This window comes from Glaciimonas sp. OK215 (genome assembly GCF_057787885.1).
This window is the reverse complement of sequence record NZ_CM173544.1, coordinates 2,521,785-2,543,412: the sequence shown is the minus strand read 5'-3', so window position 1 is coordinate 2,543,412 and position 21,628 is coordinate 2,521,785. Positions and strand designations below refer to the sequence as shown.

27 protein-coding genes and 1 pseudogene are annotated in these 21,628 nt (G+C 52.5%); 16 read left to right on the top strand and 12 right to left on the bottom strand.

What is annotated here, in order from left to right:
• Nucleotides 1–33: 33 nt before the first annotated feature.
• Nucleotides 34–1,704, top strand: a complete 1,671-nt coding sequence (locus AC3CHX_RS11515) for a ShlB/FhaC/HecB family hemolysin secretion/activation protein (protein WP_488644140.1) — start codon at nt 34–36, stop codon at nt 1,702–1,704.
• Nucleotides 1,705–1,717: 13 nt separating this feature from the next.
• On the opposite strand, the gene AC3CHX_RS11510 is transcribed toward AC3CHX_RS11515, so the two are convergent.
• Nucleotides 1,718–2,539 (bottom strand): sulfotransferase family protein, encoded by an 822-nt coding sequence (locus AC3CHX_RS11510; RefSeq protein ID WP_488644139.1) that lies wholly within the window; start codon nt 2,537–2,539, stop codon nt 1,718–1,720.
• Nucleotides 2,436–2,771 carry a hypothetical protein gene (locus AC3CHX_RS11505; RefSeq protein WP_488644978.1) on the bottom strand — a complete coding sequence of 112 codons (336 nt, stop codon included), beginning with the start codon at nt 2,769–2,771 and terminating at the stop codon, nt 2,436–2,438. Before AC3CHX_RS11505 ends, AC3CHX_RS11510 begins: the two co-directional genes overlap by 104 nt.
• Before the next feature lie 45 nt (nt 2,772–2,816).
• Between AC3CHX_RS11505 and cysC the strand changes: the two genes are divergently transcribed.
• A complete protein-coding gene (gene cysC, locus AC3CHX_RS11500) occupies nt 2,817–3,416 on the top strand; it encodes an adenylyl-sulfate kinase (RefSeq protein WP_488644138.1) in 600 nt (199 codons plus the stop codon).
• A 73-nt stretch (nt 3,417–3,489) separates the two neighbouring features.
• Here cysC and AC3CHX_RS11495 read toward each other — a convergent pair whose 3' ends face one another.
• The 5 genes from AC3CHX_RS11495 to AC3CHX_RS11475 are packed head-to-tail and all read right to left on the bottom strand — an operon-like array spanning nt 3,490 to nt 8,696.
• The gene (locus AC3CHX_RS11495) at nt 3,490–4,389 is read right to left on the bottom strand and encodes a LysR family transcriptional regulator (RefSeq protein ID WP_488644137.1); all 900 of its coding nucleotides are present in this window, start codon (nt 4,387–4,389) and stop codon (nt 3,490–3,492) included.
• Nucleotides 4,390–4,430: 41 nt separating this feature from the next.
• On the bottom strand, nt 4,431–5,405 hold the full coding sequence (locus AC3CHX_RS11490) for a CobW family GTP-binding protein (RefSeq protein ID WP_488644136.1): 975 nt from the start codon (nt 5,403–5,405) through the stop codon (nt 4,431–4,433).
• Nucleotides 5,402–7,063 carry an amidohydrolase gene (locus AC3CHX_RS11485; RefSeq protein ID WP_488644135.1) on the bottom strand — a complete coding sequence of 554 codons (1,662 nt, stop codon included), beginning with the start codon at nt 7,061–7,063 and terminating at the stop codon, nt 5,402–5,404. The genes AC3CHX_RS11490 and AC3CHX_RS11485 overlap by 4 nt, the downstream gene beginning before the upstream one ends.
• Complete coding sequence (locus tag AC3CHX_RS11480) at nt 7,060–8,475, bottom strand: sodium:solute symporter family protein (protein ID WP_488644134.1); 1,416 nt, start codon at nt 8,473–8,475, stop codon at nt 7,060–7,062. The genes AC3CHX_RS11485 and AC3CHX_RS11480 overlap by 4 nt, the downstream gene beginning before the upstream one ends.
• An 11-nt stretch (nt 8,476–8,486) precedes the next feature.
• Nucleotides 8,487–8,696 (bottom strand): DUF3311 domain-containing protein, encoded by a 210-nt coding sequence (locus AC3CHX_RS11475; RefSeq protein WP_488644133.1) that lies wholly within the window; start codon nt 8,694–8,696, stop codon nt 8,487–8,489.
• Between the two features lie 280 nt (nt 8,697–8,976).
• On the opposite strand from AC3CHX_RS11475, the gene AC3CHX_RS11470 reads away from it, so the two are divergent.
• A complete protein-coding gene (locus AC3CHX_RS11470) occupies nt 8,977–9,462 on the top strand; it encodes an adenosine-specific kinase (RefSeq protein WP_488644132.1) in 486 nt (161 codons plus the stop codon).
• A 112-nt stretch (nt 9,463–9,574) separates the two neighbouring features.
• A complete protein-coding gene (locus tag AC3CHX_RS11465; RefSeq protein WP_488644799.1) occupies nt 9,575–9,925 on the top strand; it encodes a VOC family protein in 351 nt (116 codons plus the stop codon).
• A gap of 37 nt (nt 9,926–9,962) precedes the next feature.
• On the opposite strand, the gene AC3CHX_RS11460 is transcribed toward AC3CHX_RS11465, so the two are convergent.
• A complete protein-coding gene (locus AC3CHX_RS11460) occupies nt 9,963–10,439 on the bottom strand; it encodes a YbhB/YbcL family Raf kinase inhibitor-like protein (protein ID WP_488644798.1) in 477 nt (158 codons plus the stop codon).
• Between the two features lie 199 nt (nt 10,440–10,638).
• Between AC3CHX_RS11460 and AC3CHX_RS11455 the strand changes: the two genes are divergently transcribed.
• Together AC3CHX_RS11455 and AC3CHX_RS11450 are read left to right on the top strand one after the other, a co-directional pair.
• Nucleotides 10,639–11,052: a hypothetical protein gene (locus AC3CHX_RS11455; protein ID WP_488644131.1), complete on the top strand. Its 414-nt coding sequence runs from the start codon at nt 10,639–10,641 to the stop codon at nt 11,050–11,052.
• A gap of 95 nt (nt 11,053–11,147) precedes the next feature.
• Nucleotides 11,148–11,618, top strand: coding sequence for a ferritin-like domain-containing protein (locus tag AC3CHX_RS11450; protein WP_488644130.1), 471 nt, complete (start codon nt 11,148–11,150; stop codon nt 11,616–11,618).
• Between the two features lie 165 nt (nt 11,619–11,783).
• On the opposite strand, the gene AC3CHX_RS11445 is transcribed toward AC3CHX_RS11450, so the two are convergent.
• Nucleotides 11,784–12,098, bottom strand: a complete 315-nt coding sequence (locus AC3CHX_RS11445; RefSeq protein WP_488644129.1) for a hypothetical protein — start codon at nt 12,096–12,098, stop codon at nt 11,784–11,786.
• 133 nt (nt 12,099–12,231) lie between these two features.
• On the opposite strand from AC3CHX_RS11445, the gene AC3CHX_RS11440 reads away from it, so the two are divergent.
• From AC3CHX_RS11440 to AC3CHX_RS11395, 10 genes are all read left to right on the top strand, one after another.
• On the top strand, nt 12,232–12,561 hold the full coding sequence (locus AC3CHX_RS11440) for a hypothetical protein (protein ID WP_488629080.1): 330 nt from the start codon (nt 12,232–12,234) through the stop codon (nt 12,559–12,561).
• 2 nt (nt 12,562–12,563) lie between these two features.
• A complete protein-coding gene (locus AC3CHX_RS11435; RefSeq protein ID WP_488629079.1) occupies nt 12,564–12,758 on the top strand; it encodes a hypothetical protein in 195 nt (64 codons plus the stop codon).
• Nucleotides 12,758–13,021 carry a hypothetical protein gene (locus tag AC3CHX_RS11430; RefSeq protein WP_488629078.1) on the top strand — a complete coding sequence of 88 codons (264 nt, stop codon included), beginning with the start codon at nt 12,758–12,760 and terminating at the stop codon, nt 13,019–13,021. The genes AC3CHX_RS11435 and AC3CHX_RS11430 overlap by 1 nt, the downstream gene beginning before the upstream one ends.
• Nucleotides 13,022–13,385: 364 nt before the next feature.
• Nucleotides 13,386–13,604 carry a hypothetical protein gene (locus tag AC3CHX_RS11425; RefSeq protein ID WP_488629077.1) on the top strand — a complete coding sequence of 73 codons (219 nt, stop codon included), beginning with the start codon at nt 13,386–13,388 and terminating at the stop codon, nt 13,602–13,604.
• A gap of 1,236 nt (nt 13,605–14,840) precedes the next feature.
• Nucleotides 14,841–15,296 (top strand): virulence factor TspB C-terminal domain-related protein, encoded by a 456-nt coding sequence (locus AC3CHX_RS11420; RefSeq protein ID WP_488644128.1) that lies wholly within the window; start codon nt 14,841–14,843, stop codon nt 15,294–15,296.
• Between the two features lie 5 nt (nt 15,297–15,301).
• Nucleotides 15,302–15,601, top strand: coding sequence for a DUF2523 family protein (locus AC3CHX_RS11415; RefSeq protein WP_488644127.1), 300 nt, complete (start codon nt 15,302–15,304; stop codon nt 15,599–15,601).
• The gene (locus AC3CHX_RS11410) at nt 15,598–16,746 is read left to right on the top strand and encodes a zonular occludens toxin domain-containing protein (RefSeq protein WP_488644126.1); all 1,149 of its coding nucleotides are present in this window, start codon (nt 15,598–15,600) and stop codon (nt 16,744–16,746) included. Before AC3CHX_RS11415 ends, AC3CHX_RS11410 begins: the two co-directional genes overlap by 4 nt.
• On the top strand, nt 16,743–17,321 hold the full coding sequence (locus AC3CHX_RS11405) for a hypothetical protein (protein WP_488644125.1): 579 nt from the start codon (nt 16,743–16,745) through the stop codon (nt 17,319–17,321). Before AC3CHX_RS11410 ends, AC3CHX_RS11405 begins: the two co-directional genes overlap by 4 nt.
• Before the next feature lie 357 nt (nt 17,322–17,678).
• Entirely contained in the window at nt 17,679–17,882 is a 204-nt protein-coding gene (locus AC3CHX_RS11400; protein ID WP_488644124.1) for a hypothetical protein, read from the top strand.
• A 76-nt stretch (nt 17,883–17,958) separates the two neighbouring features.
• Complete coding sequence (locus tag AC3CHX_RS11395; RefSeq protein ID WP_488644123.1) at nt 17,959–18,843, top strand: rolling circle replication-associated protein; 885 nt, start codon at nt 17,959–17,961, stop codon at nt 18,841–18,843.
• A 268-nt stretch (nt 18,844–19,111) separates the two neighbouring features.
• Here AC3CHX_RS11395 and AC3CHX_RS11390 read toward each other — a convergent pair whose 3' ends face one another.
• The 3 genes and pseudogenes from AC3CHX_RS11390 to AC3CHX_RS11380 form a co-directional block, all read right to left on the bottom strand.
• Complete coding sequence (locus tag AC3CHX_RS11390; RefSeq protein ID WP_488644122.1) at nt 19,112–19,528, bottom strand: hypothetical protein; 417 nt, start codon at nt 19,526–19,528, stop codon at nt 19,112–19,114.
• Between the two features lie 223 nt (nt 19,529–19,751).
• Nucleotides 19,752–20,666 carry a helix-turn-helix domain-containing protein gene (locus tag AC3CHX_RS11385; protein WP_488644121.1) on the bottom strand — a complete coding sequence of 305 codons (915 nt, stop codon included), beginning with the start codon at nt 20,664–20,666 and terminating at the stop codon, nt 19,752–19,754.
• Nucleotides 20,667–20,683: 17 nt separating this feature from the next.
• Nucleotides 20,684–21,547 (bottom strand): annotated as a pseudogene (locus tag AC3CHX_RS11380) (MFS transporter); the annotation flags it as partial.
• Nucleotides 21,548–21,628: the final 81 nt, after the last annotated feature.

The window sequence follows — 21,628 nt, the reverse complement described above, 5'->3', positions numbered from 1 at the left end:
TCAGTGAAAAATAACGGTAGATTTATGCACCCGATGAAGCCAATTATCGCAGCAATGCTGCTCAGCTACCCACCCTTCGCCGCACTTGCCGCCGACCCCGTGACCCCGCCCGGCGCCGGTTCGATACTGCAACAAATCCAGCCGGTCAAGCCGGCCGTTCCTTCGTCAGGGGGAACCGGCTTGACTATCGAACGGGAAGGCGGCGCCCAGTTGCCGCCGAGCGCGGCTTTCAGCGTCACCAGCATACAACTATCCGGCAATACCGCATTCGATGTGGCGACCCTGCATGCGCTGGTGGCGGATGCCGAAGGCAAGAACCTCACTCTCGCCCAACTCGGCGAAGTGGTCTCCCGCATCAGCGACTATTACCACAATCACGGCTACCCGCTGGCGCGCGCTATCATCCCGGCGCAGACCATGCACGGCGGCGTGGTGCGCGTTGCGGTGATCGAGGCCCGCTATGGCCAGATCAAGCTCGAAAATCGCAGCCGGGTGAGCGACGCGTTGCTGCAGCAAACGCTATCTCCGTTGCAAGCCGGGCAGGCGGTCACCCAGGCGAAACTTGACAACGTGCTGCTGCTGGTTTCCGATATTCCGGGCGTCGCCGTTACCGCAATCCTGAAGCCGGGCGATGCAACCGGAACCTCCGACCTGCAGCTGCAAGCCGACGCAACGGCGCGGGTCGCGGCGAATGTGACAATGGACAATAACGGCAATCGCTACACCGGGCGAACCCGCCTCGGCGCAGCCGTGCAAATCTTCGACCCGCTGCAGCATGGCGATGTCCTGAGCATCGGGGGCCTCACTAGCGGCAGAGACATGAATTACGGCAGCATTTCCTATGAAACCCTGCTCAATGGCCTGGGCACGCGGATGGGCGCTTCCTATTCGGCGCTGCATTACATCCTCGGCGATACCTTGAGCGCGCTTGACGCTCATGGCACCGCACAAGTAGCCAGCATTTGGGCCAAACATCCGTTCGTACGTACGCGCGGAGCCAATTTGTACGGCCAGATCCAGTACGATCGTAAACAACTGAATGACCGGATCGGCGCCAGCAATATCAAAACCGATCGGCATCTGGATAACTGGACAGCGAGTCTGAACGGCGATTGGCGCAACACCGTGCTCGCCGGCGGCATCGACTCCTGGAATATCGGATTGACCGGGGGGCGCGTCGGATTCGACGACCGGGCGGCAGAACTGGCCGATGCTGCAACCGCCAAAACACATGGCTGGTACACGAAATGGAACGGGAATTTCGCACACATGCAAAATCTGACCCAGAATAATTCGGTATATCTCGCGCTATCCGGCCAATGGGCGAACGGCAACCTGGATCCAGCGGAGAAGATGGTTGCAGGCGGTCCCTATACGGTTCGCGCCTATGACATCGGCGTGCTGTCCGGCGATACGGGTATATACGGTTCGGTCGAACTTCGTCACGACCTCGGTCAGTTAGGGGGGGGACGCTGGCAAGTGCTTGCCTTCGTCGACAGCGAACACGTGACGGTCAACAAGAATCCCTGGCTGCCGGGCGAGAATGGCGCGACGCTGAACGGCGCCGGCGTCGGCATGAATTGGGCCGGAACCGATCAGTGGCACGCCAAGCTCTATGTTGCGGCGCCGCTCGGGTCGGCGCCGCAACTGATCGGCAGCAATAAGTCGGTGCGCGCCTGGGCCGAGATCGGCAAGTGGTTTTAAGCAACCCGGCGTCTTACACTTTGCGCGGATAGTAAAGCTGGTAAAACCAGGAATAGGCAGTTTCGATTTGCGCCTGTATGCGCGGCGGGATGTCATGCCGTTTCGGCTTGCTTATTTGCTGCGACTGCTTGTGGCTGTATTTCATGCGGTAATGGCTGTCGCTTTCCTGGATGCCTGTCGCCAGGTGGTCGGGATCGATTTCGAATGGGGACAATCCCAGCCAGGAATAGATATGCGTCATGCAGGCCGACGGACGCTCCATCAAGTCTTCGAAACGAATGAAATACAGGCGTTCCTGCACCTGCTTCGGCAAATCGGGAACTGCATGCAGGGATATTAGCGGAGCACCGATGGCCTTGTCTTTGGCGAACAACATGTCCGCTCGCCCGAAGCGATCGAAATCGGCCAGGTGATCGATGAAATCGACCAAGATCGTGCGCTGGTGCTGCGACTCTATCGATCCGTAAATTTGTCCTAGCTCGCGCAGGCACACAATCAGCTTGGCGTTCGGCTCGATATGCAGCAGCAGTTCTATCGCGTGCAGCCATGCGCGGTTCTTGTCCACCACTGCCTTCTTGTCGCAATCATGATGCCAGCCCCGCAGAAAACCCTGCATCGCCGACGTCAAGTGGGCATAACTTTGTTCGAATTGATTATCGAGCTGCGACAGGAAAAAAGTGTCGTCGCTGATCATGCGACGGATCCCCAGTAAGGTATTACACAGAGGGGAACTATGTCCTTCGCAATGAATTTCCGGATGCTGACCCAATAATTGACACAGCAGCGTGGAGCCTGCCCTGGGCAAACCCGTTACGCCGACGAAGTTTGGAATCATCAGAAATGGCCTTTGCTTTCAAATTGAATGGCTGCCCGACATGCTTTCCGCACGTCACGATTTCGGCAAATTGTCCGGCAGATATTACCGCATCCTGTGCGGAAGAAGAAGTGCGCCGAGGCGGCACATTCATCTTGAGGATGGTTCCCACGTTTTCCTTGAAGAGAATTGCATGACTAGCGCTCGAACGACGAATCTGTATCATTCCGGCCCGTGCGAATTGAGGCATCATGTATCCTGCTGCGTAGCCGCCGAAGGACACTGTGTGGAGTTTTCAATGGATAAAAATCTGACTGTCGTACCTCATGCCTTGAATGCATCGCAGCGTATGGCGCATTATGGCCACCGTGGCGCGGTCATGTGGTTGACTGGATTGCCTGCGTCCGGCAAATCATCGGTATCGATGGCTCTCGAGCATGCGCTGGCGGGGCTGGGATATTCCTGTTACGTGCTCGATGGCGATAATATACGTAATGGCCTGAATGCAAATCTCGGATTCAGCCCGGAGGATAGAACCGAGAATATTCGGCGCGTGGGCGAGGTCGCCGCACTGTTTGCTGATGCCGGCCTGATCTGCATTACGGCTTTCATTTCCCCCTATCGTGTCGATCGGGCACGTGCCCGGCAATCCTGCGGGGAGGCATTTCACGAGATTCATATCTCTGCCGATCTAGCGACCTGTGAATCCCGAGACCCAAAGGGCTTATACAAGAAAGCGCGTTCCGGCGAATTGCGGGAGTTTACCGGTATCAGTGCGCCATATGAGATACCGGAGCATCCGCAACTTACTGTCGATACAGCCCATGAAGGTATCGCGACGAGCGTGAAGAAACTTGTGGAGTACGTGGAGCGCAATGTGCCGCTTGACATAAAATGATACGAAAGCACGTCTCCGAACGCGATTCGCTTCTTGCCGCTCATTGAAATGATTTCGTTTATTTGAGCAGAAATTACAACTGCTTTTCTTTACAAATATTTTTTACAAATCCATGAAATTCAGTCGCGATTTGGGTAACCAGTGACTCATTCCGGTAGACCAGGCCGATTTGCATGGTCGGCAAGCTTTCTTTCAGCGAAAGCAGTTTAAGTCTATCTTTAAACCCTGCCCATTCCAGTGCAGGAGTGGTTAGCATGCATACGCAGTCGGTTTCGGCCGCAAGTTGCGTGTATAACACCGTCGAAGAACAGCGAATTATTTTCTTCGGCAATTCCAGGTTCAGTCGCTTATAAATTTCAGTAAACATGCCTCCGGGGATGTCGAACGGATCCCAGGCGAGCCAGGTATAGTCTTGCAGGTCATGAATTGAATCGATGTTCGTTAAAGGATGCCCAGCCCGCACGCCGATCACAATACCGACATCATAAAGAGTGTCCCAATGATATTGAGACGTATCGGGTACGCCGATTCGAGAAACGATCCCCAGGTCCAGCGTCCCGTCCAGTAAGCCCTCATGAATCTGTGCCGGACGCATTTCAGCAATACGCAGATCGATATCCGGGTATCGATGATGAAAGGCAATCACCACTTTAGAGATAGGTCCCATGGCAACGACTGGGGTAATGCCTAGTACGACGCTGCCCTTTTTGAGCCCGGCCAGGTTGTCAATATCTTCATGCGCGTGCCGGATTTCCTGCTCAACTGCGCGCGCATGTTTTACCAGACTTTTTCCAAAAACAGAAAGCTGCGCTCCCTGAGGCGACCTTAAGATGAGCGTGACTCCCAAGTCGCGCTCAAGGTCCTGGATGGCTTTTGTGACGGCAGGTTGCGTGACGTGCAAGGCATGCGCCGCATCCTGGAGACTGCCTTTTTCAGCGATGGCGACCAAGGCCCGGAGTTGGTGTAGCTTCAAGATTGCTCCATTACGGTGAATTTTTGCCACATGTCTGCAGATCAACCATGATGATGCGTTTGTATTGTTGCACCTTCAAGCACGCTGATAATGGACGTTTCATCTTCGCGGCTTATGCGGCCAATAAAAACGATGGACGATTCTGCTGTGGTCTTGCCCCGAAATGGAACAAGCATCATGCGGGAGCCCACAACGTGCAGTTCGTAAGGCAATTCTTCGCTACTCAGCCATACAATGCCTTTAGCCCGCAATATCTCAACAACCGAACCATCAAAGATGTGCTTAAGTTTTTTTCTGTCAAAACGACACCGTGATTGAAAAGAAAATGACCTTATGTCGGAATGTTCATCAATACCTTTGTTTTTAAGGATGCCTGACATTCCAAAGTGTTGACGAGGCATGTCCACCGGATCAAAAACAATTTCCAAAGGTATTTCTCCGTTAGCGGCTTCGAATAAAAACCTGGTTTGCGCCAATGCCAGAATATTTTCTTTCGTCGTTTTTTTCTTGCTGTCGGAAATTAAATCCACCTTGGTCAGGACCAGTGCGGTTGCGCCTGCAATCTGGCGACGAGCAACATCGCCGACGTATGGATCAAGAAGTGTCCTTTCAATGTTTTCCGCATCTGCCAGAACAATAATGGCAGATAGCCTGAAAGCTTTATCCAGCATGCCGATTTGGGCGATCTTGACCGGGTCGGAAACACCGCTTGCCTCAATCAGGAGAACGTCCGGCCGGTTATCTCTCGCACTGATTTTTATCAGGGCGTCCGCTAAATTTCCCCCTATTGAACAGCAAATACAGCCATTCTCCAAATTGATTACGTCCTCGGTCCTGGAGCGAATGAGCATCGCATCAATATTGATAGCGCCAAAATCATTAACAAGTACTGCCACCTTTTTGTCATTTTCAATCGATAAAACATAATTGAGAAGAGTGGTTTTTCCTGCGCCCAAATAGCCGCCGATAACGACCAGATCAATTGGTTTTCGTTCGATGTCGTTTATAGTATTCATCTTGCCGGCGACTGAAAAACGCGGCCACCCAACACTGTCCCCCATACCGGCAGGTCTTTTAAATTATCCGGATTAATCTGAAGGGGGTCTTCTTCCAACACCGCGAAATCGGCGAATTTACCGACCTCGATGCTTCCAACCAAATGGTCCATTTTCAAAGTGTATGCAGCACCAAGCGTAATCGCACGTAGCGCATCCTCCACCGGAATGCACTCACCGTTACCAAGCACGCGTCCGGATGAAGTTTTTCTCTGGACCGCACACCAGGCGGTAAACAATGGATTTAATTGCGTAATCGGGGCATCGGAGTGAAAAGAAAAAGGAATACCCATGCGTAGTGCCGACCCTGCGGGGTTCATTCTATTGGCACGATCCGGCCCCATGGTCTGGCTGTAATGTGCATCCCCCCAATAGTAGATATGGTTGGAGAAGAAATTGACACATAGTCCCAGCGCGGCGATTCGCCGCAACTGGCCCGCGTCCGCCATCTGGCAATGTTGCAGCGTATGACGGTGGTCGGGCTGCGGATATTCAGCCAGGATGTCTTCCAGCGTGTCCAAAACAACTTGCGTAGCTTCATCGCCATTGGTGTGGATATGCAGCTGAATGCCACTTTTGTGAAACGGCATTAACACATCCGCCAATTGACTAGGTGGAATAAGCCACAGTCCGTTAGGCTTTCCGTTGAAATAACCCGGCCATTTCAGGCGGGCGGTAAATCCCTGAATGGAACCATCCACGATGATTTTCACGGGGCCGAATTTCAGCTTTTCAGTGCTATTGGCGATTGATGATAATAGTCTTTCCAAGCCATTTTCAGGGTTCCTTTGAGGGGAAAAAGCCGGCACTATCCTGACAGGAAAGCGTGGGTCGTCAGTCACCTCCCGGAGATTGTCATTGCCCACCGCAGACAGGTCATTGACTAAATCAGTTGCCGTCGTTACGCCCGCAAGTTGCGCCACCTTGCCAAAATTCCATATGGCATCTTTGTTCTCACCGGAGGAGATGGATAGCTTTCCTCCAATGATCCTGTAGACGGGAAACATTGCGGCGAACTCCTGCAGCTCACCGGTAGGTTTGCCTTGTTCGTCCTTCCGAATGCCGTCAATGTCGGTATCTTCATCAATCCCCGCAAGGGACAGCATGGCTGTATTGACGTTCATCAAATGGACGCTAGCGTGCAGCACAGCAATTGGGCGCCTGGAAGAAACAATATCCAGTTCTTTAGTGGTTAAGCGCTCTGTTCCGAAAAAAATCGGATCGAAGCCCCAGCCTAAAAGTGCTGCCGTCGGATCCGCAAGATTAATTTCCGCTCCAGCGAGCCGGTCGATAACCTGCTCCAGCGTTTTCAATCCCACCCACAATTTTCCGTCCGGGCCGCGTCGGTCGTAATAGCCGACATAGACAGCCTCCCACATTGCCCCCTCCATCAGATGGCAATGTCCTTCGACCAATCCCGGCATCAATATTTTGTCTTTGAAAGTACTGATGATTTCCGCTTCTCCCCATTGCTTCACATCATCGCCGCTACCTACCGAGAGAACCTTGCCGTCCTTGATCGCTACGTGGGTTGCCGTTGGCTGACCCGGATTCATTGTGATGATTTTTTTTGCGACAAAGACTTTCACGGCATTCCTTGCATTGACGATCGCGTTCATAACTTTCTCTCGGCAAATTCAGCATCAGCGACAGAGTAAGTTTTTTTCCCGAGTTTCAAGAAATAATTCACAACGACGACCACCGCAATATTAATTCCCAGGCAAACCAGTCCCAAATTAAACCCGCCAAAATCTATATGCTGGACATAAAAAACAACCGCGAGTACCTGCCCAACGACAATCCCCAATGCGATAGCAGCCGGTTTGACCTCTTTGAAAAACAGAATAATCATCATTCCCGGGAAAAATTGTGTGATCCCGTAGTAAGTAGTGTTAATGAGCGTCAGCATCAGCTTGGGAGTGAACAGTGTCAACACTATCGACGCCATCAAATAAATGACAATGACTATTTTTGCGCTATTTTTTTGCTTACTCTCAGTTATATGGGGCAAAAGATTGCGAGTGACGATCGGGCCGATGGCTAAGCAAATACCTGCAAGAACAAGTAAACCCGATAACGCAGCGCCGGCCGTTACCAAGCCCAATAGCCAGCCAGGCAGTAAATTTACGGCGGCAGCGAAAAAGGCTTCATTCGGTGATGCCAAGTGAAAGTTTTCGCTAATTGCATAGTACGAAGCGATGACCAGGAATGGGTACATCAACATGTAAAGCGGCATGGCAATTTGCGTTTTTCGAATGGTGTTCGCACTTTTTGCCGTGAAAAAGTTCTGTATCGAAATTGGGAGCATGTAAAAGCCCAGTGACTGGAAGAAAATCGTGCTCATCGAAAAAGTCAATTCTTTGGTATTCATGACATTGCTGACATGCAGGCTGGCGGCATGAAAAACCTCCGATACCCCAAATTTCCAGGACACTGCGGTACCGGTGATCACAATAGCGACGACCATCAATATATCTTTTAAAATGGCAATGTAAGCCGATGCCCTCACACCGGAGATAGCGATGTACGTGAACGCCAGGGCTGCCGAGATTAAAATCAAATGGAACGGGTCAAAGTTCCAGCCCAGACCTTTTAACGCCGCGACCAATCCGGTGAACTGGAGCTGTCCCCATGGAATAAGAAATAACATCGCCGATATCGTCACCACAAGTTCCAGGCTGCGGCTTTTGAAATGATGTTTAAATAAATCAGGCATTGTGATTGCGTTATATTTCTTGCCCGCTTGCCATATTTTCGGACCAATGAAATAACCGATTGGATACGCTAAAAGGATGTATCCAAGAAACCATATGCCATAAGTCGGACCTTTGGCGTAGATGCCGCCAGGAAAGCCTACCATTGTGCCGATGCTATAAATTTCACCTGCTGCAAGGAAAAAGACAAGAAATACGCCAAACTGCCTGGACGCGACAAAGAAGTCATGCACGCTTTGTACGCCAAGTCCTTTTTTCGATCGTATTGCCAAATACAATGAAAAGATGATAAATCCCAAAAAAACAATGGTCGCCATGCAAGTTCCCCTTAAATATCTTGTGCGTCGGTAGCGATGATGTGACGATCGAACAGCAGCCAGCAAGAAAGCAGGCAGACCGATGTCAACACGAACCATACGAACATCCACATGTAAATAAACGGGACACCGAAGATGAATATGTCGATGGCGTTAACCAACGGCAATAGGGCGATGATGGCAATGTATGGAATGCCGATTCCAATAAGAAATTTTTTCAAGGCGGTCTCCTAACGGTTTTTAATAATTTATGACGCCAATATGATCCAACTCTGTGTGAGCCGCAAATCACTTATTTTGATTACCATTACCGCTGGTTATAGAGCAGCCGCTTTCAGCGGTTCCGACGCAAAACCTGGTTGCCTACGAGCCGGCAGCAGCGGTCAACTCACGATATTTTTTGCTTGAGTTAGTCAAGAAAAATTAATGGTTAAGCATTGCGTTTGATCTGCTTTAGGAGTTCACTCAGAGCAGTCGGATAAGTTTAAGGAAGCGTTCACCATGCAACTCATCACCGTGAAAATCGACAAGCCGGAAGCGATCAACTTCATTCTGGGCCAGACACATTTCATCAAGTCCGTTGAAGATATCCACGAAGCGTTGGTGGCTACCGTGCCGGGCATCAGGTTTGGGCTGGCCTTTTGCGAAGCCTCCGGCAAATGCCTGGTGCGATGGTCGGGCACCGATCCGGTGCTGATCGAACTCGCCCGGAAGAATGCCATGAGCATTGCTGCCGGCCATTGTTTCATCGTGTTCCTCGGAGACGGGTATTACCCGCTGAATGTGTTGAACACCGTCAAGATGGTGCAGGAGGTGTGCCGCATTTTCTGCGCCACGGCCAACCCGACCGAAGTGATTCTTGCCGAGACGGAGCAGGGCAGAGGAATCCTGGGAGTGGTGGACGGCTTTCCGCCCAAAGATATCGAGGCCGAAGACGACATCCAATCGCGCAAGGCGTTGTTGCGGCAGATCGGTTACAAGCTTTGATTCAAGGCGCGGCTGGATAGTATTCGATACTTGCAGTAACGAAAGTGGGAGAGCTCGCGTGAAATCCGATCCCTCGGGCACAGAATTGCAGATTGGAGCGGCGCAGGCCATCATGTCGATCAACGCCGTCACCCTCGCAACCCACGACATGCCGGGTGCAGTCAGCTTTTATCGCGCGCTCGGATTTGCCATCCATTACGCGATGGAAGACGCCTCGTTCACCAGTTTGCATGCCGGCCCCGGTCATCTGAATCTGATCGCGCAAGCGCCATCGCAGAGCTGGTCGTGGTGGGGGCGCATCATCTTTTATGTCGCGGACGTGGACGCGCTCTACGCGCGCGCCGTCGCTCAGGGTCTGTCCCCGGAAGCGCCCCCGGCCGACGCAGCCTGGGGCGAGCGCTACTTTCACATCCGCGATCCCGACGGCCACGAGCTGAGCTTTGCGAAACCGCTAGTGCCGTGAGTTAGCGCTTCGTTGCATACAGATCGCAAGCAGGTTCTTAGTGCGCTTTCTGGTAGGTGCCGATCAGCGCGGTACTCGAAATGACATGGCCCGCCATGGCCTTTTCCAGCATCGCCTTGGTCGGTTTTCCCAAGTCTGGAAGGTCGATGTCGAGGGCGTACAGCTTATGGAAATAGCGATGGCGGCCGATCGGCGGGCAGGGCCCGCCATAGCCGGTGCGGTTCCAGTCGTTCAAGCCCTGCCTGGTGCCGGTCGGCAGTTGCACCGCAGAGACGGCTGCCTTGAGTCCACCCGCTTGCGGCGGGATGTTGTAGAGCACCCAGTGCACCCAGGTAGTTTGTGGGGCAGCCGGGTCGGGCGCATCCGGGTCGTCGACGATCAAGACTAGGCTGCGGGTCGCCGCCGGCAGTCCGCTCCAAGCCAGATCAGGAGAAACGTCCTCGCCTTCGCATGTGTAGCGCTTCGGGATCGCCCCGTTTTGTGAAAACACTGAAGAGTTAAGCATCATGGTCATGGGTTTTACCTCCGCAGAAGTGAGGGCAGTGCCGGCCAGCAACAACGCCAGCAACAGCGCAAAAATTCGCCAGGCAGATTGCATCGTGCGCCTCTCTTGCAATGGATTCAAAGAAGGCCTTGCTATTCATCTTAATCTTTGCTAAGCCTGAATTGAACAATCAATTGTTGATGACTGCGATGGCAGCAAGGAGAAAAAAATGGCTGATTCCGTACGCAAGGTGGATTACTTCTCGATGACGATTTCCAATAAGGCGGGCGAGGGATTGAAGCTGCTTTCGGTGCTGGCCGATGGGGACGTGAACCTGCTCGCGTTTACCGGTTTTCCGCGTGGCCAGCGGGCGCAGCTGGATTTCATTCCCGAGGACACAAAGAAATTCACCGCAGTCGCCAAGAAAGCCGGCTGGGCCATGAATCCTAAAAAGACCGGCTTCCTGCTGCAGGGCGAAGACCGCGCCGGGGTACTGCTCGATGGGTTGCAGAAACTCGCCGATGCCGGCATAAAAGTGACCGCGATGGATGCCGTGACAGGCGGAGACGAACGCTACGGCGCGCTGCTATGGGTAAAACCGGAAAACGTCGCCAAAGCGGCCAAGCTGCTCGGCGCGAAATGAAGCGCAGGCCTGCCATGACACCGCTTCAATATTGATTCAGACTTCTTGCTCTGGAGATCGTCCAGAAAGCAAGTTCAACATACACGGAGGGAAACATGAACGATACCGAGAAGCGTCTGACCATTGATGCGCTGAATCGCATCATGGAACTCGAATTGGCTGGCGTGGTGCGTTACACGCATTATTCATTGATGGTCTACGGATATAACCGCATACCGATCGTGTCGTGGCTCAAGGACAATGCGCTGGAAGGGCTCGGGCACGCCCACAAGGCCGGAGAAATGGTGACGCTGCTGGGCGGTCATCCGTCGCTAAAGATCGGCCCCTTGCTGGAGACGGCAAAGCACGATATCGGCGATATCCTGCGTGAAAGCCTGGAGCTTGAAAAAACGGCGCTTGCGGCATATTACGACCTGTTGAAGATGGCCGAGGGCCAGTCGATATTGCTTGAAGAATTTGCGCGGGAAATGATCGTCCTGGAGGAACTCCATCTCGATGAAGTCAACAAGATGCTGCGACGCCCAGGCGACATTGAACCGTTCGAAATGGAACCGCTTACAGCTTGATCAAAACAATTAGCGGCGGGGCGTGAATATGTCCGTCGTTGCTCAGGACAGTCATCAGGCAGATGGTATTTTGGCGTGGCCGCTGAGCCACGCTCTGACTCTAGGTTTTGCTGCATTCTAATTTCGCATAATTAGTACTATGCCATTCCAACTCTTTACCTTGTATCACCGTGCTAAGAGCAAGTCCCAGCGCGGGTTGTAGCGTGATACAAGGTCTTTAAAATCCTTGGCAATTTTTTCCAATTTTGCGATCTGTTTCGCGTTTTTCTTTCGCAATTTTGCTTCCTTCGCCAGCATTTTGAATGCTTCTTCGATGCCGATTCCGGCTGCGTTTGCCATCATTAAAGCGGTGTCGTAATCAGGTAAACACTTTTCTTTTACGTAACTTTCCAGTGTTTTTTGCGGTAGTCCCCATTCTTTTGCGGTTGCGTTTACGGACTGTCCTCTTAACGCTTTAGCTATTAGCTCTTTGTATTCCATAGGAATCTTTCATTGGTTAGTTAGCATTATCTTGCTAATATGATTTCCAGCTAGCAAGATTATGCTAAGTAGCATCTGGCTAGTTTGGTAAACCTTATCACATTTAATTACTCAGTCTAGGGGCTAGAAAACCATGAAAAACACTATTCAAATTCTGCACGTTGTCACCGTCGCCGGTCGCTCGAAAAAAACCGGCAATGACTACGATATGCGCATGGCGCAATGCATCGTTCACAAGGCTAATCGCGATACCGGTGTGATAGAGCCTCTGGTTGGCGAATTGGTTCTGCCGGAACGTTTCAAAGACACTCAGCCCGGCATGTATGAGGTTGAATTCGAGGTCTCGATTTCGCAGCAAAAGCGCGTTGAATCTGCCGTCTACATGATTACGCCGATGTCTCCAAAAGCGCAGGCTGCGAATACTCCTGCTGCCGTTGCACCTGGCGTTTCTAAGGCTGCTTGATCATGGCTGCCGTCATGTCGCCGGGCTATTTGGACCGTTTGATTAATCTCCGGACTAAGTGTGCTGATGTTGCTGAGCGGCGCGATGAATTTTTAGAAGTCGTTTATTTCGCTAATCGCTGGCCTTCTGATGCGCGTTTTGCTGAGCATGCGTGGTACTGGCTGAAGAAGCTCGGCGGCATGGCGGGGGAGTGGTGATGATATCTCGCATCGATGGCGTTCAAATGATCTTGCCTCAAGTGGTGTCCGGCGTGGTGCCGCAATTCGAGCCGTATGACATTGGGTTCGAGCATTGCATCGGCTATGTCGGTTTCTGCTCACAAGCTCCGAATGTTCCCGGTCTTCCTGCGGTGGCGCAATTCTTCGATGGCCATCGTGCGTATGAGCGTGCTTGTGATTGGGTGGATGGGAAGTCCAAGTTGTATCACGCGGGTCTTGGTAATTATCTCTTTACTCTTTGAAGGATCATTCATGTCGCCACTCGATAAAGCGCAACTGATGCTGCTGGTGATGCCTCTGCTGTTCCCTTTGTCGGTGGTGGCTGTGCATCGGTTGAACAGGTGGTTTTGTGGTGTCGGCGTATGAGTACCTGCGCGGTAGCAGTATTGCAGTCTGACGGGTCGTACATGCTCAAAATCGATCCGTCGATCACAGATGTATCCACGTGTGCGTACGTGGTGCAAAGCGGGGTGGATATTGGAAATTCGTTGTTCTCCATGTCTGCCGAAGATGGCGGTTTGATCTCAGCGGGCTTGGTCTCGGTGTGGGCAACTGCTTGGGGTATTAAGCAAGTAATTTCTGTCGTTAAACAAGGGAGTGGATCAAATGAAACTGTTTAAACAAGTGCGTAAGTATGGTCGCCAAGTTGCAGGCGCTGTTGCATTGAGTGCTGTGGCTGCCGGTAATGCGTTGGCTACTGGTGGTGTCGATATCTCGGCTTCGACTACACAAGCAACAACCGATGTGCAAGCGGCTGGTGCGCTGATCATCGGCGTCGTGGTCGCGATTGCTGCGATTGCGTGGATTCGCAAAGTCGTTCATTAATTTTCACGGCTTGTCGTTCCAGATAACGGGGGCTGTGGCTCCCGTTTTTTTTCTTCGGGGGATGTATGAATGGTCTGTTTGTGATTGCCGCTGTGTGTGGCGCTTTCTGGATATTGCTAAGAGCATGAGTTACTTTCTCAAGCGGATTTTTGTGGGCGTCTGCATCGCCGTGGTGATGATGGTGGTGCATCATTTCACGCGGCATGGGGGTTGGTGATGAAACGCGTTTTGTGGGGTGTGTTGTTGATGCTGGTCTGCATGTTCGGCCATGCGACTACCTATTATTATTCGACCAATACTGCCGGGAATGCGCCCACGATGGCATCTGTCGCGCCGAATTCTAGCGGTCAGGGTTGGTGCAATGCGTGGTATCCGATTTTTTCGTCTGCGGGGCATGATAATTCCGGTGGGTATTACGGTACGTCGTTGTCGTTTTCTTCGGGTGCGTGTCATGGTCTTAATGGGTATTTGGTGACTTTGCAGACAGAAGCTGCTTGTCCGAGCGGACAGGTTGATACGGGTGGTGTATGTGTGGTGCCTGTTTGTGCGGCTGGGTCCCATGAGCATTTGCAGACGGTGATTGGTGGCACTATTGATGGTTGTTCGCCTGGGCCTTCGCCTTGTGCCGATGGTCAGACCCATTTAGATGATTCCTGTGTGATCCCGGCTTGTCCGGCTGGCCAGCATCATGATTCTAAGAGTGCTTGTGTGCCTGATCTTGTTCCTTGCCCGAATGGTGGCGCTGCGCTGTCTTTGAGCTCGTGTAGCAAGCTGGTGTGTCCTGCTGGTGATTACATTGAAAACAATCAGTGCGTGAAATCTACGCCTCCGAAGCCGACCAATCCTGCGAATGGATGTCCTGCTGGAACTTCTAATATTGGTACTGCGTCTGATGGTACTGCTATGTGTCAAGGGGCTACTCCTGATACGCCTTTGCTCGATAAGACGCCTCCGGTGACAAAGACACCAACGGCAACTGCGACGAATCAGGATGGGTCAACGACTACGACTGATAAGTCAACAGCGACGAATTCAGATGGTTCCACCACGACGAAAACAACTACGTGTAATACGCCTGCAGGGGGTGGCGGTGCGACTTGTCAAACGGGGACGGCTACCGGAAATAATACTGCTGGCACGCCTGGCAAGAGCGATGGTGGTTTGGGTGGTACTGGTGATGGGTCGAGCGGGTCTGGTTCTGGCGCTTGTTCGGGTTCTGATTGTACGGCAAAGACCATGTGTGACAAGAATCCGATGCTGAATGTTTGCCAGAATTCTCAGGTTACGAATGGTGGTTGTAGTGGTGGGCGCTCGACGGTTGCTGTCCAGGGCGATGCGATACAAGGTGCGATTCTGCGCAAGATTGCTGATGATGATTGCGCCAATCTGGTACCGAATGCGTCCGTGACATTGGGAAATAATCTGCTGGCCGGTACTGATCCGCAACAGTCGGCAATTAATGCGGCGATGACGGGTACGACGACAGATATGAGTGGTCAATCGCTGGATCAATCCGGCTTTCTCGGTGGCGGCTCCTGTCTGTCGAATCGGTCGATTACGTTGGCCGGTCACGCTATCCCTGTCAGTTTTTCGTCTGTGTGTTCCAACATCACGCCTATCCGGTACATCGTGCTGGCTTGTTCGCTGATTGCAGCGTGCATGCTGGTTTCCAAATCCGTCCTGCAGGGGTAAATAAAATGTTCGCTGTGTTCATTCCGATGTTGTGGGGCGCGTTGGCGTTGGTGATGCGTTCGCTTATTGGGCGCGCTATTCTCGCGCTCGGGATAGGCTTCGTGACGTATACCGGGATTACGGTCGCGATCAATGCGATGAAGTCGTCTGCCATTGCCGGTGTGAATGCGTTACCGGGCGATGCGTTGGGGATGGTGGGCTATCTGTGGCTTGACAAGGGCATCAGCATCATGTTTTCGGCGATTGCGGCGGCGCTGGCCATGCGTGCCATTGGTGGTTCGTTGAAGAAGATGGTGTTTCAATGATTACCGTCATTACCGGGTTGCCGGGGAACGGAAAAACGCTGTATGCGCTGTTTTATGTCAAGGCGTATGCAGAGAAAGAAAACCGCGATGTGTACTACTCGGGTATCAAGGACCTTAAGCTACCGTGGACTGAGTTCAAGCCGGAAGAGTGGCCTAGTCTTCCACCTGGCGCAATCATCGTTATTGATGAGGCGCAATTCGTTTTTCCGAAGAAGCCGAACGGCTCCAAGCTGCCCGAGTGGTATGAAAAATTGGCGGTGCATCGTCATAGCGGCTTCGATATTTTCATCATCACGCAACATCCAAGTCTGGTCGATAACTTCGTGCGCCAGTTGTGTGGTCGACATCTGCATGTGATCCGCAAATTCGGTATGCAGCGGGCGAATATTTGGGAATGGGCGGCGGCCAATGTCAGTCCGCAAACTGCGGCTAGTCACAAGACTGCGATTCTGCACAAATGGAAGTATCCGAAGGCGGTCTATGAGTATTACAAATCCGCTGAGGTGCATACGGTCAAGCGCTCGATCCCGGTCAAGCTGGTGTTGGCGTGTCTGTTTGTGGTGTCGGTATTCGCGTTTGGTGCGTACGTTCTGCATCGTTACAAAGACAAGGCACAGAAGCATCAGGAGGCGGTTGTGGGCGGTGTTGCAGAGGCGGGTGGTGTGGGTGCCGCTGGCACTGGTGGCGCGGCTGTCAAGGCGTCTTATAAAAACGCGATGGATGATGCGAAGCAGTTTGTGTTCGACCATACGCCTCGGGTTGTCGGTCTTCCGCAAACTGCCCCTCGCTATGATGAAATTACCAAGCCGACGACGGCGCCGGTACCGGTTGCTTGTGTCGCCAATAAATATCGTTGTAGCTGTTTTACGCAACAGTCGACGCCGATGAATGTGCCGGATTTGCTGTGTCGGGATATCGTGGCGCGGGGTTACTTCGTGGATTTTGATGATAAGGGCGGTCATGGCCAGCAAGTCCAGGTCGGCGGTGTCGTCAATGCTGGCGCGGTGCCGGTGAATGCTTCTAAGCCGGTGGCTGAGGCTGTCAAGTCGCCCGGCTCGTCTGTGGTGAGTTTTGAGACGGAGGATGGTTACGGTGTGCTTGGAAGGCGTGGCGGTAACTTGCCTAAATCGGTGGTAGGCAAATGATCCATTCATTTCCCGTTTTATTTACGCGCCGGAATTCCGTCTACAAGCATCTTGGTTGTGATGTCTATGATGTCTCTCGCGATGCGCGAAACTATGTTGGCTCGTTACCTGTGATTGCTCATCCGCCGTGTCGTGGCTGGGGGCGTTTTCATCACCTGGCGAAAGTTAGACCTGGCGAATTAGACCTGGCGCTTTTTGCGGTTGATGTTGTGCGGTCGGTCGGTGGTGTACTGGAGCATCCGCAGTATTCCAAGTTGTGGGGCGCTGCGGGATTGCCTCTACCTGGCGAATTCGATGCTTTTGGTGGCTTTACGTTTTTTATTGAGCAGTCGTGGTTTGGTCATGCTGCGCCCAAGCCGACGTGGTTGTATGTCTGTGGTCTTGAGCTGGCGGATTTGCCTGAATTTTCGCCGTGCCTTGAGGTTGCTCACGGTCGCATTGAGAAGATGTGTCAGGCGCAGCGCGAACGTACCCCTGTTGACCTGGCGAAATGGCTTCTTCTGGTGCTGGATCGTATTCGTCTTGGTGGTGCTGAGCAGAGTCGGCCCGCAGGGCAAAATATCCCTGCGTGTTAATTGCCCGTTTCTCCAGGTTGCTGTTTTGCGGAGTGGTGAGGTAGTCGCTTCCAGCGTCGTAGGGGGATTTTTAGACGTGCAGTTCACATCAGGTAGGAATAGGGCGCATGCGTTGCACGTTCTTCACCCTCGCTCCTGAAAATCGTTTTTGACCTGTTGCTGATGGTCTGTGTGTCGAGTGCGCGGGATAGTGGAGATGCGCGACGCCGGCGGAGGTACGACGACGAGCGGCGCGCCAGCGCCGCTAAACTTGTATTACGAACACTTAAGAACATGACCGCTGCAAACGTCTATGACAGATGGTGTTTTCAGGGTTGATTTTTTGAAGTCCAGTTTTTGAATTTATGGAGATTTGGTATGGAAAAAGAGCTGGTCACCGAACAGATTTGCATGGCAATTCAAGATCTTCTTTCTTGCGATCTTGCTGACTCTGGTCAATTCAATGACGGTTATGCGCGTGGTGTTATTTGGATGGCTTTCAAGGCTGGGTTTATTTCAGAGATTGAGTCTAATTCGTATCACAACATTCTTGAGGTGTTGGTAGCGCCGGTAAGAAAGTAAAAAGATCAAAAAAAAAGCCCGAGGTGATCGAAACACCTCGGGCTCTCCGATAAACCAGTTACAGCTGGAGTACCGAATGCCTGAATTTCACCTCGATTCTAATGAGTCGTCAAGTTCTTTCGTCACACCTTCGCAAGAAAAACCACACTGGTGGACTGATGACGGTCATGGCTGGCAAGACATCTATACGGCTCGTCAGCGCGTTTTTCCGAACGGACAGTCCGAGATCACCATCTCCAAAGAAAAGTACTGCATAAGCTCGGAAATGCGTGCCTTGCCGCGTGCTAAGCGTGGTGAGTCTAAAGAGCGTGAGCGCAATGATGAGGTGGCCGGTCGTCGTGCAAAAAAGAATGTCCGGCTGTGCTGCAAGGAAATCAATGCTGACCGCTTGGTGACGTTGACTTACCGCGAAAATATGACGGATCGGGCCTTGGCGCTAAAGCATCTAAAAGCCTTTGCACGGCGTGTTGGCAAGGTTAAAGACTTTCACTATGTCGCCGTGATCGAGCAGCAAGAGCGGGGTGCTATTCACTTCCATATCGCTGTGCATGGTCGCCAGTCGTATGTGTTGGTGCGCTCGATCTGGCAATCGATAGTCGGCCTTGGTCCGAAGGGTGAGCAGATGGGTCAAGCGAATGTTCGTGATCCGCACAAGTTCGGCTTTGGTAAGAATGGCGCTCACAAGCTGGCGGCGTATATCGCCAAGTACGTGGCGAAGCAGATGGATTGCCGTGAGTTGAATCAAAAGCGTTATTTCCGTTCGCATGGCATCGTTCTGCCTGAGGTGAACACCTGGCGAATTGCATCAACGGACATGCTCGGGGCTGTTCAAACGGCGTTTACGGTCGCTGCTGAGTTCGGGCTGGAAGGTGTCCAGACGTGGTGCAATAACGCCTTGGGGGTGGTCTGGATCGCTACAGCGCCTAGGACTGGTCCGGTGGTAAACCTGTGTCCGTTCTAATTATTGCTATAAAATAACTTTTTCGTTACAGCGAATGGGAAAGTTATGCGTGGTTTTTGGTTGTTGGCGCTATGCGTTATTGCGGGTTCCGTGAATGCTCAAGTTTCTTCGCAGGTTATTCGTCCGACTTCTGATTTGGTCCTTGGTCAAAAAGAGTTGGAGTGCGCAAAGGAAAAAGTTAGGCTGGCCGGGTTGAAATGGGACTTAGATAATCATTCTGAGTTAAGGCCCGTTTATCTCGAACCCGGCGCTCGTTTGGAGCCGGTTACTACGCGTCGTTTGAGAGAGCAGATTTATGCTGAATCACTTCAGCTTTTTCGTGATCGATGTGCTGGGCGGTAGTTGCGGATTTTGTTGTGAATGGCAGTATCTGTGCAGACTGGTTGACTAGGCCGAGTTTTGCGCGCATGGGTGCGATATTCATCTGCCATAGGATGTGTTCGTGTTCCATGTGTTGCAAACGCAACAGTTCTGGTACCCAAAACGGTATTTTTTTTTCGCCTGACAGCCAAGCTCTGACAATGCGTTCACTGCGTCTTAAGCGGTAGCAGAGTGTTTTTAGCGGGATGCCCATTGCGTAAAATTGCAATTGGTCTGGGCTGCCGTAACGCAAATTCGGGTATTTCATCATTTCCTCTAGGTTATAAAAAAAGCCCGTAAACAGTTGCTTACGGGCAATTTCCATTCTAGTGCTGGTTGGAATAGCAATTTCGCATAATTAGTATTATGTCAAATCGTAGAAAGAGATTAATTGCCCTATTGGCAATACGTGCACGGCTTTTGAGCGCTCTAACGTAAAGCCAGAGCTGTGGCCCTGCCGGTGACAGGCTAGACGCAAAGATGGGTCAAACGAAGGCGCAATTCCGCATACCAGCCTTCTCGAGGCCGAGACCGTTGCAACCATCATACTATTTTCGTCGCATGAACTCTTTTGGAGGGAGCCCTGTGATCCGCCGAAACGTCCGTGTAAAGTGACTCTGGTCCGAAAATCCCAGTTGGTGGGCGACCTGCCCGACCGATAGGCTGCTGTTCCTTAATATCCCTTTTGCATGCTCAATACGCGAACGCAGTAAATAGCCCATCACACTTTCTCCAGTGCTCTGTCGAAACAGTCTAGAGAAATGGAATCTGCTGATGCCGGCCACGTTAGCAAGACTATCCAGTGTGATCTGGTCTCCAATATGTGCTTCGATATATGCATGTAACCGTCCAAGTGTCCTGGCGTCCAAACCTCCGAGGGACGTCACCGCCTGCGTAGTCTGCGTGCGGGAACTACTGATGAGTCGACAGGCAAGCGCTCCTACCAAGGAGCTGATCAACACCTTTTGCGCTGGATGCGGGGCGAGCTTCGCTTCTTGCGCTATGACAAAGCAGATGTGCGAGATCGTTGTATCGCGCATCTGAAAACAGCTGGGCAGTTCGAGCAGGTCCGGGCGATAGAATCCGGACTCGTCAGCTGCTTGTATCAGCAGCTGTGGCGCGATACAGATACTGTGAAAACTGCACGCCGAAAGCCATTCAAACTTACTTGCTGTGCCAGCAGGCAAAATAAAGCCTTGTCCCTCCTGCATTTCACCCTGATGTTGTATACCTCCGTGGTCCTGAAAAATGGTTACACTCTCCCCGACAGAAACGGAGACACAGTGGCAGTCGAAAGGCGGCAGCGTCAGCTTCCCCTCACCGCAAAACCGAACGCTCTTAAAATGGGTGCCGTCCCAGCTACGCGTAAGTATGGTCGAATCGGGATGTATTGGAAGACATTCCGTGGATTCATATCCTGACAACAAGCGGCGTGGTCTAAGTTGCGGCTTCAAAAGCATCATCCGAATAGTCTCGTATAGATGAAGAACCACGCGAACATCGCCGCCGCCCAAAGTACGCCGACCACATTGGCAGTCGCGACATTGCGCGAGCGGAACAGACCGAGCGGCATCAACGGATGCTGCACGCGCGCTTCGATAACGAGAAACACGGCCAACAGCGCCAGCGCGGCGAACAGCAGGCCCAGCGTCTGCGCCGAGATCCAGCCCGCTTCATTGCCGTTCACGACCGCGTACACGGCGAGCATCAGCGAAGCCGTCACCGTCACCGCGCCGGCCACGTCGAGCCGTTCGCCATGCGCATGCCCGCGTGCGGACGGCAAGAGCGCGACGCATAGCGCATAGACGACGATGCCAATGGGCAAGTTGACGAGAAAGATCCAGTGCCAGCTCAGCAGGTTGGTCAGCAGACCGCCGAGCAATACGCCGATGGTGCCGCCCCCCGCGCATACAAAGCCGTACACGCCCATCGCTTTGGCCCGTTCGTCGGTCTCGGTAAACAGATTCATGATCAGCGACAGCGAAACAGCGGAGACGACCGCGCCGCCCAAACCCTGCACGGCACGCGCACTTACAAGCAGAATTTGCGAATTAGCCATGCCGCATGCGAGCGACGCCAGCGTGAACAGCGTAATACCGCCGAGGAACAGCCTGCGGTGGCCGTAAAGATCGCCCAGCCGCCCGCCAAGCAGCAGGCAGCCGCCGAAAGTAAGCATGTACGCATTGACCACCCACACCAGCGAGGTTTCGGTAAAGCCGAGGTCCGCGGCGATCGACGGCAATGCAACGTTCACGATCGTCGTATCGAGCACGATCATGAGCACGCCGAGGCACAGAACGATCAGCGCTAGCCAGCGTTTGTTGCCGTGAATGGAATGGGTCATGCAGGGACTCCTTTGCGTTGGTCAAACGGGTGCAAGCGGATGCCGGACTCTAGGCTATTGATCACCCTTCACGATTTTGAA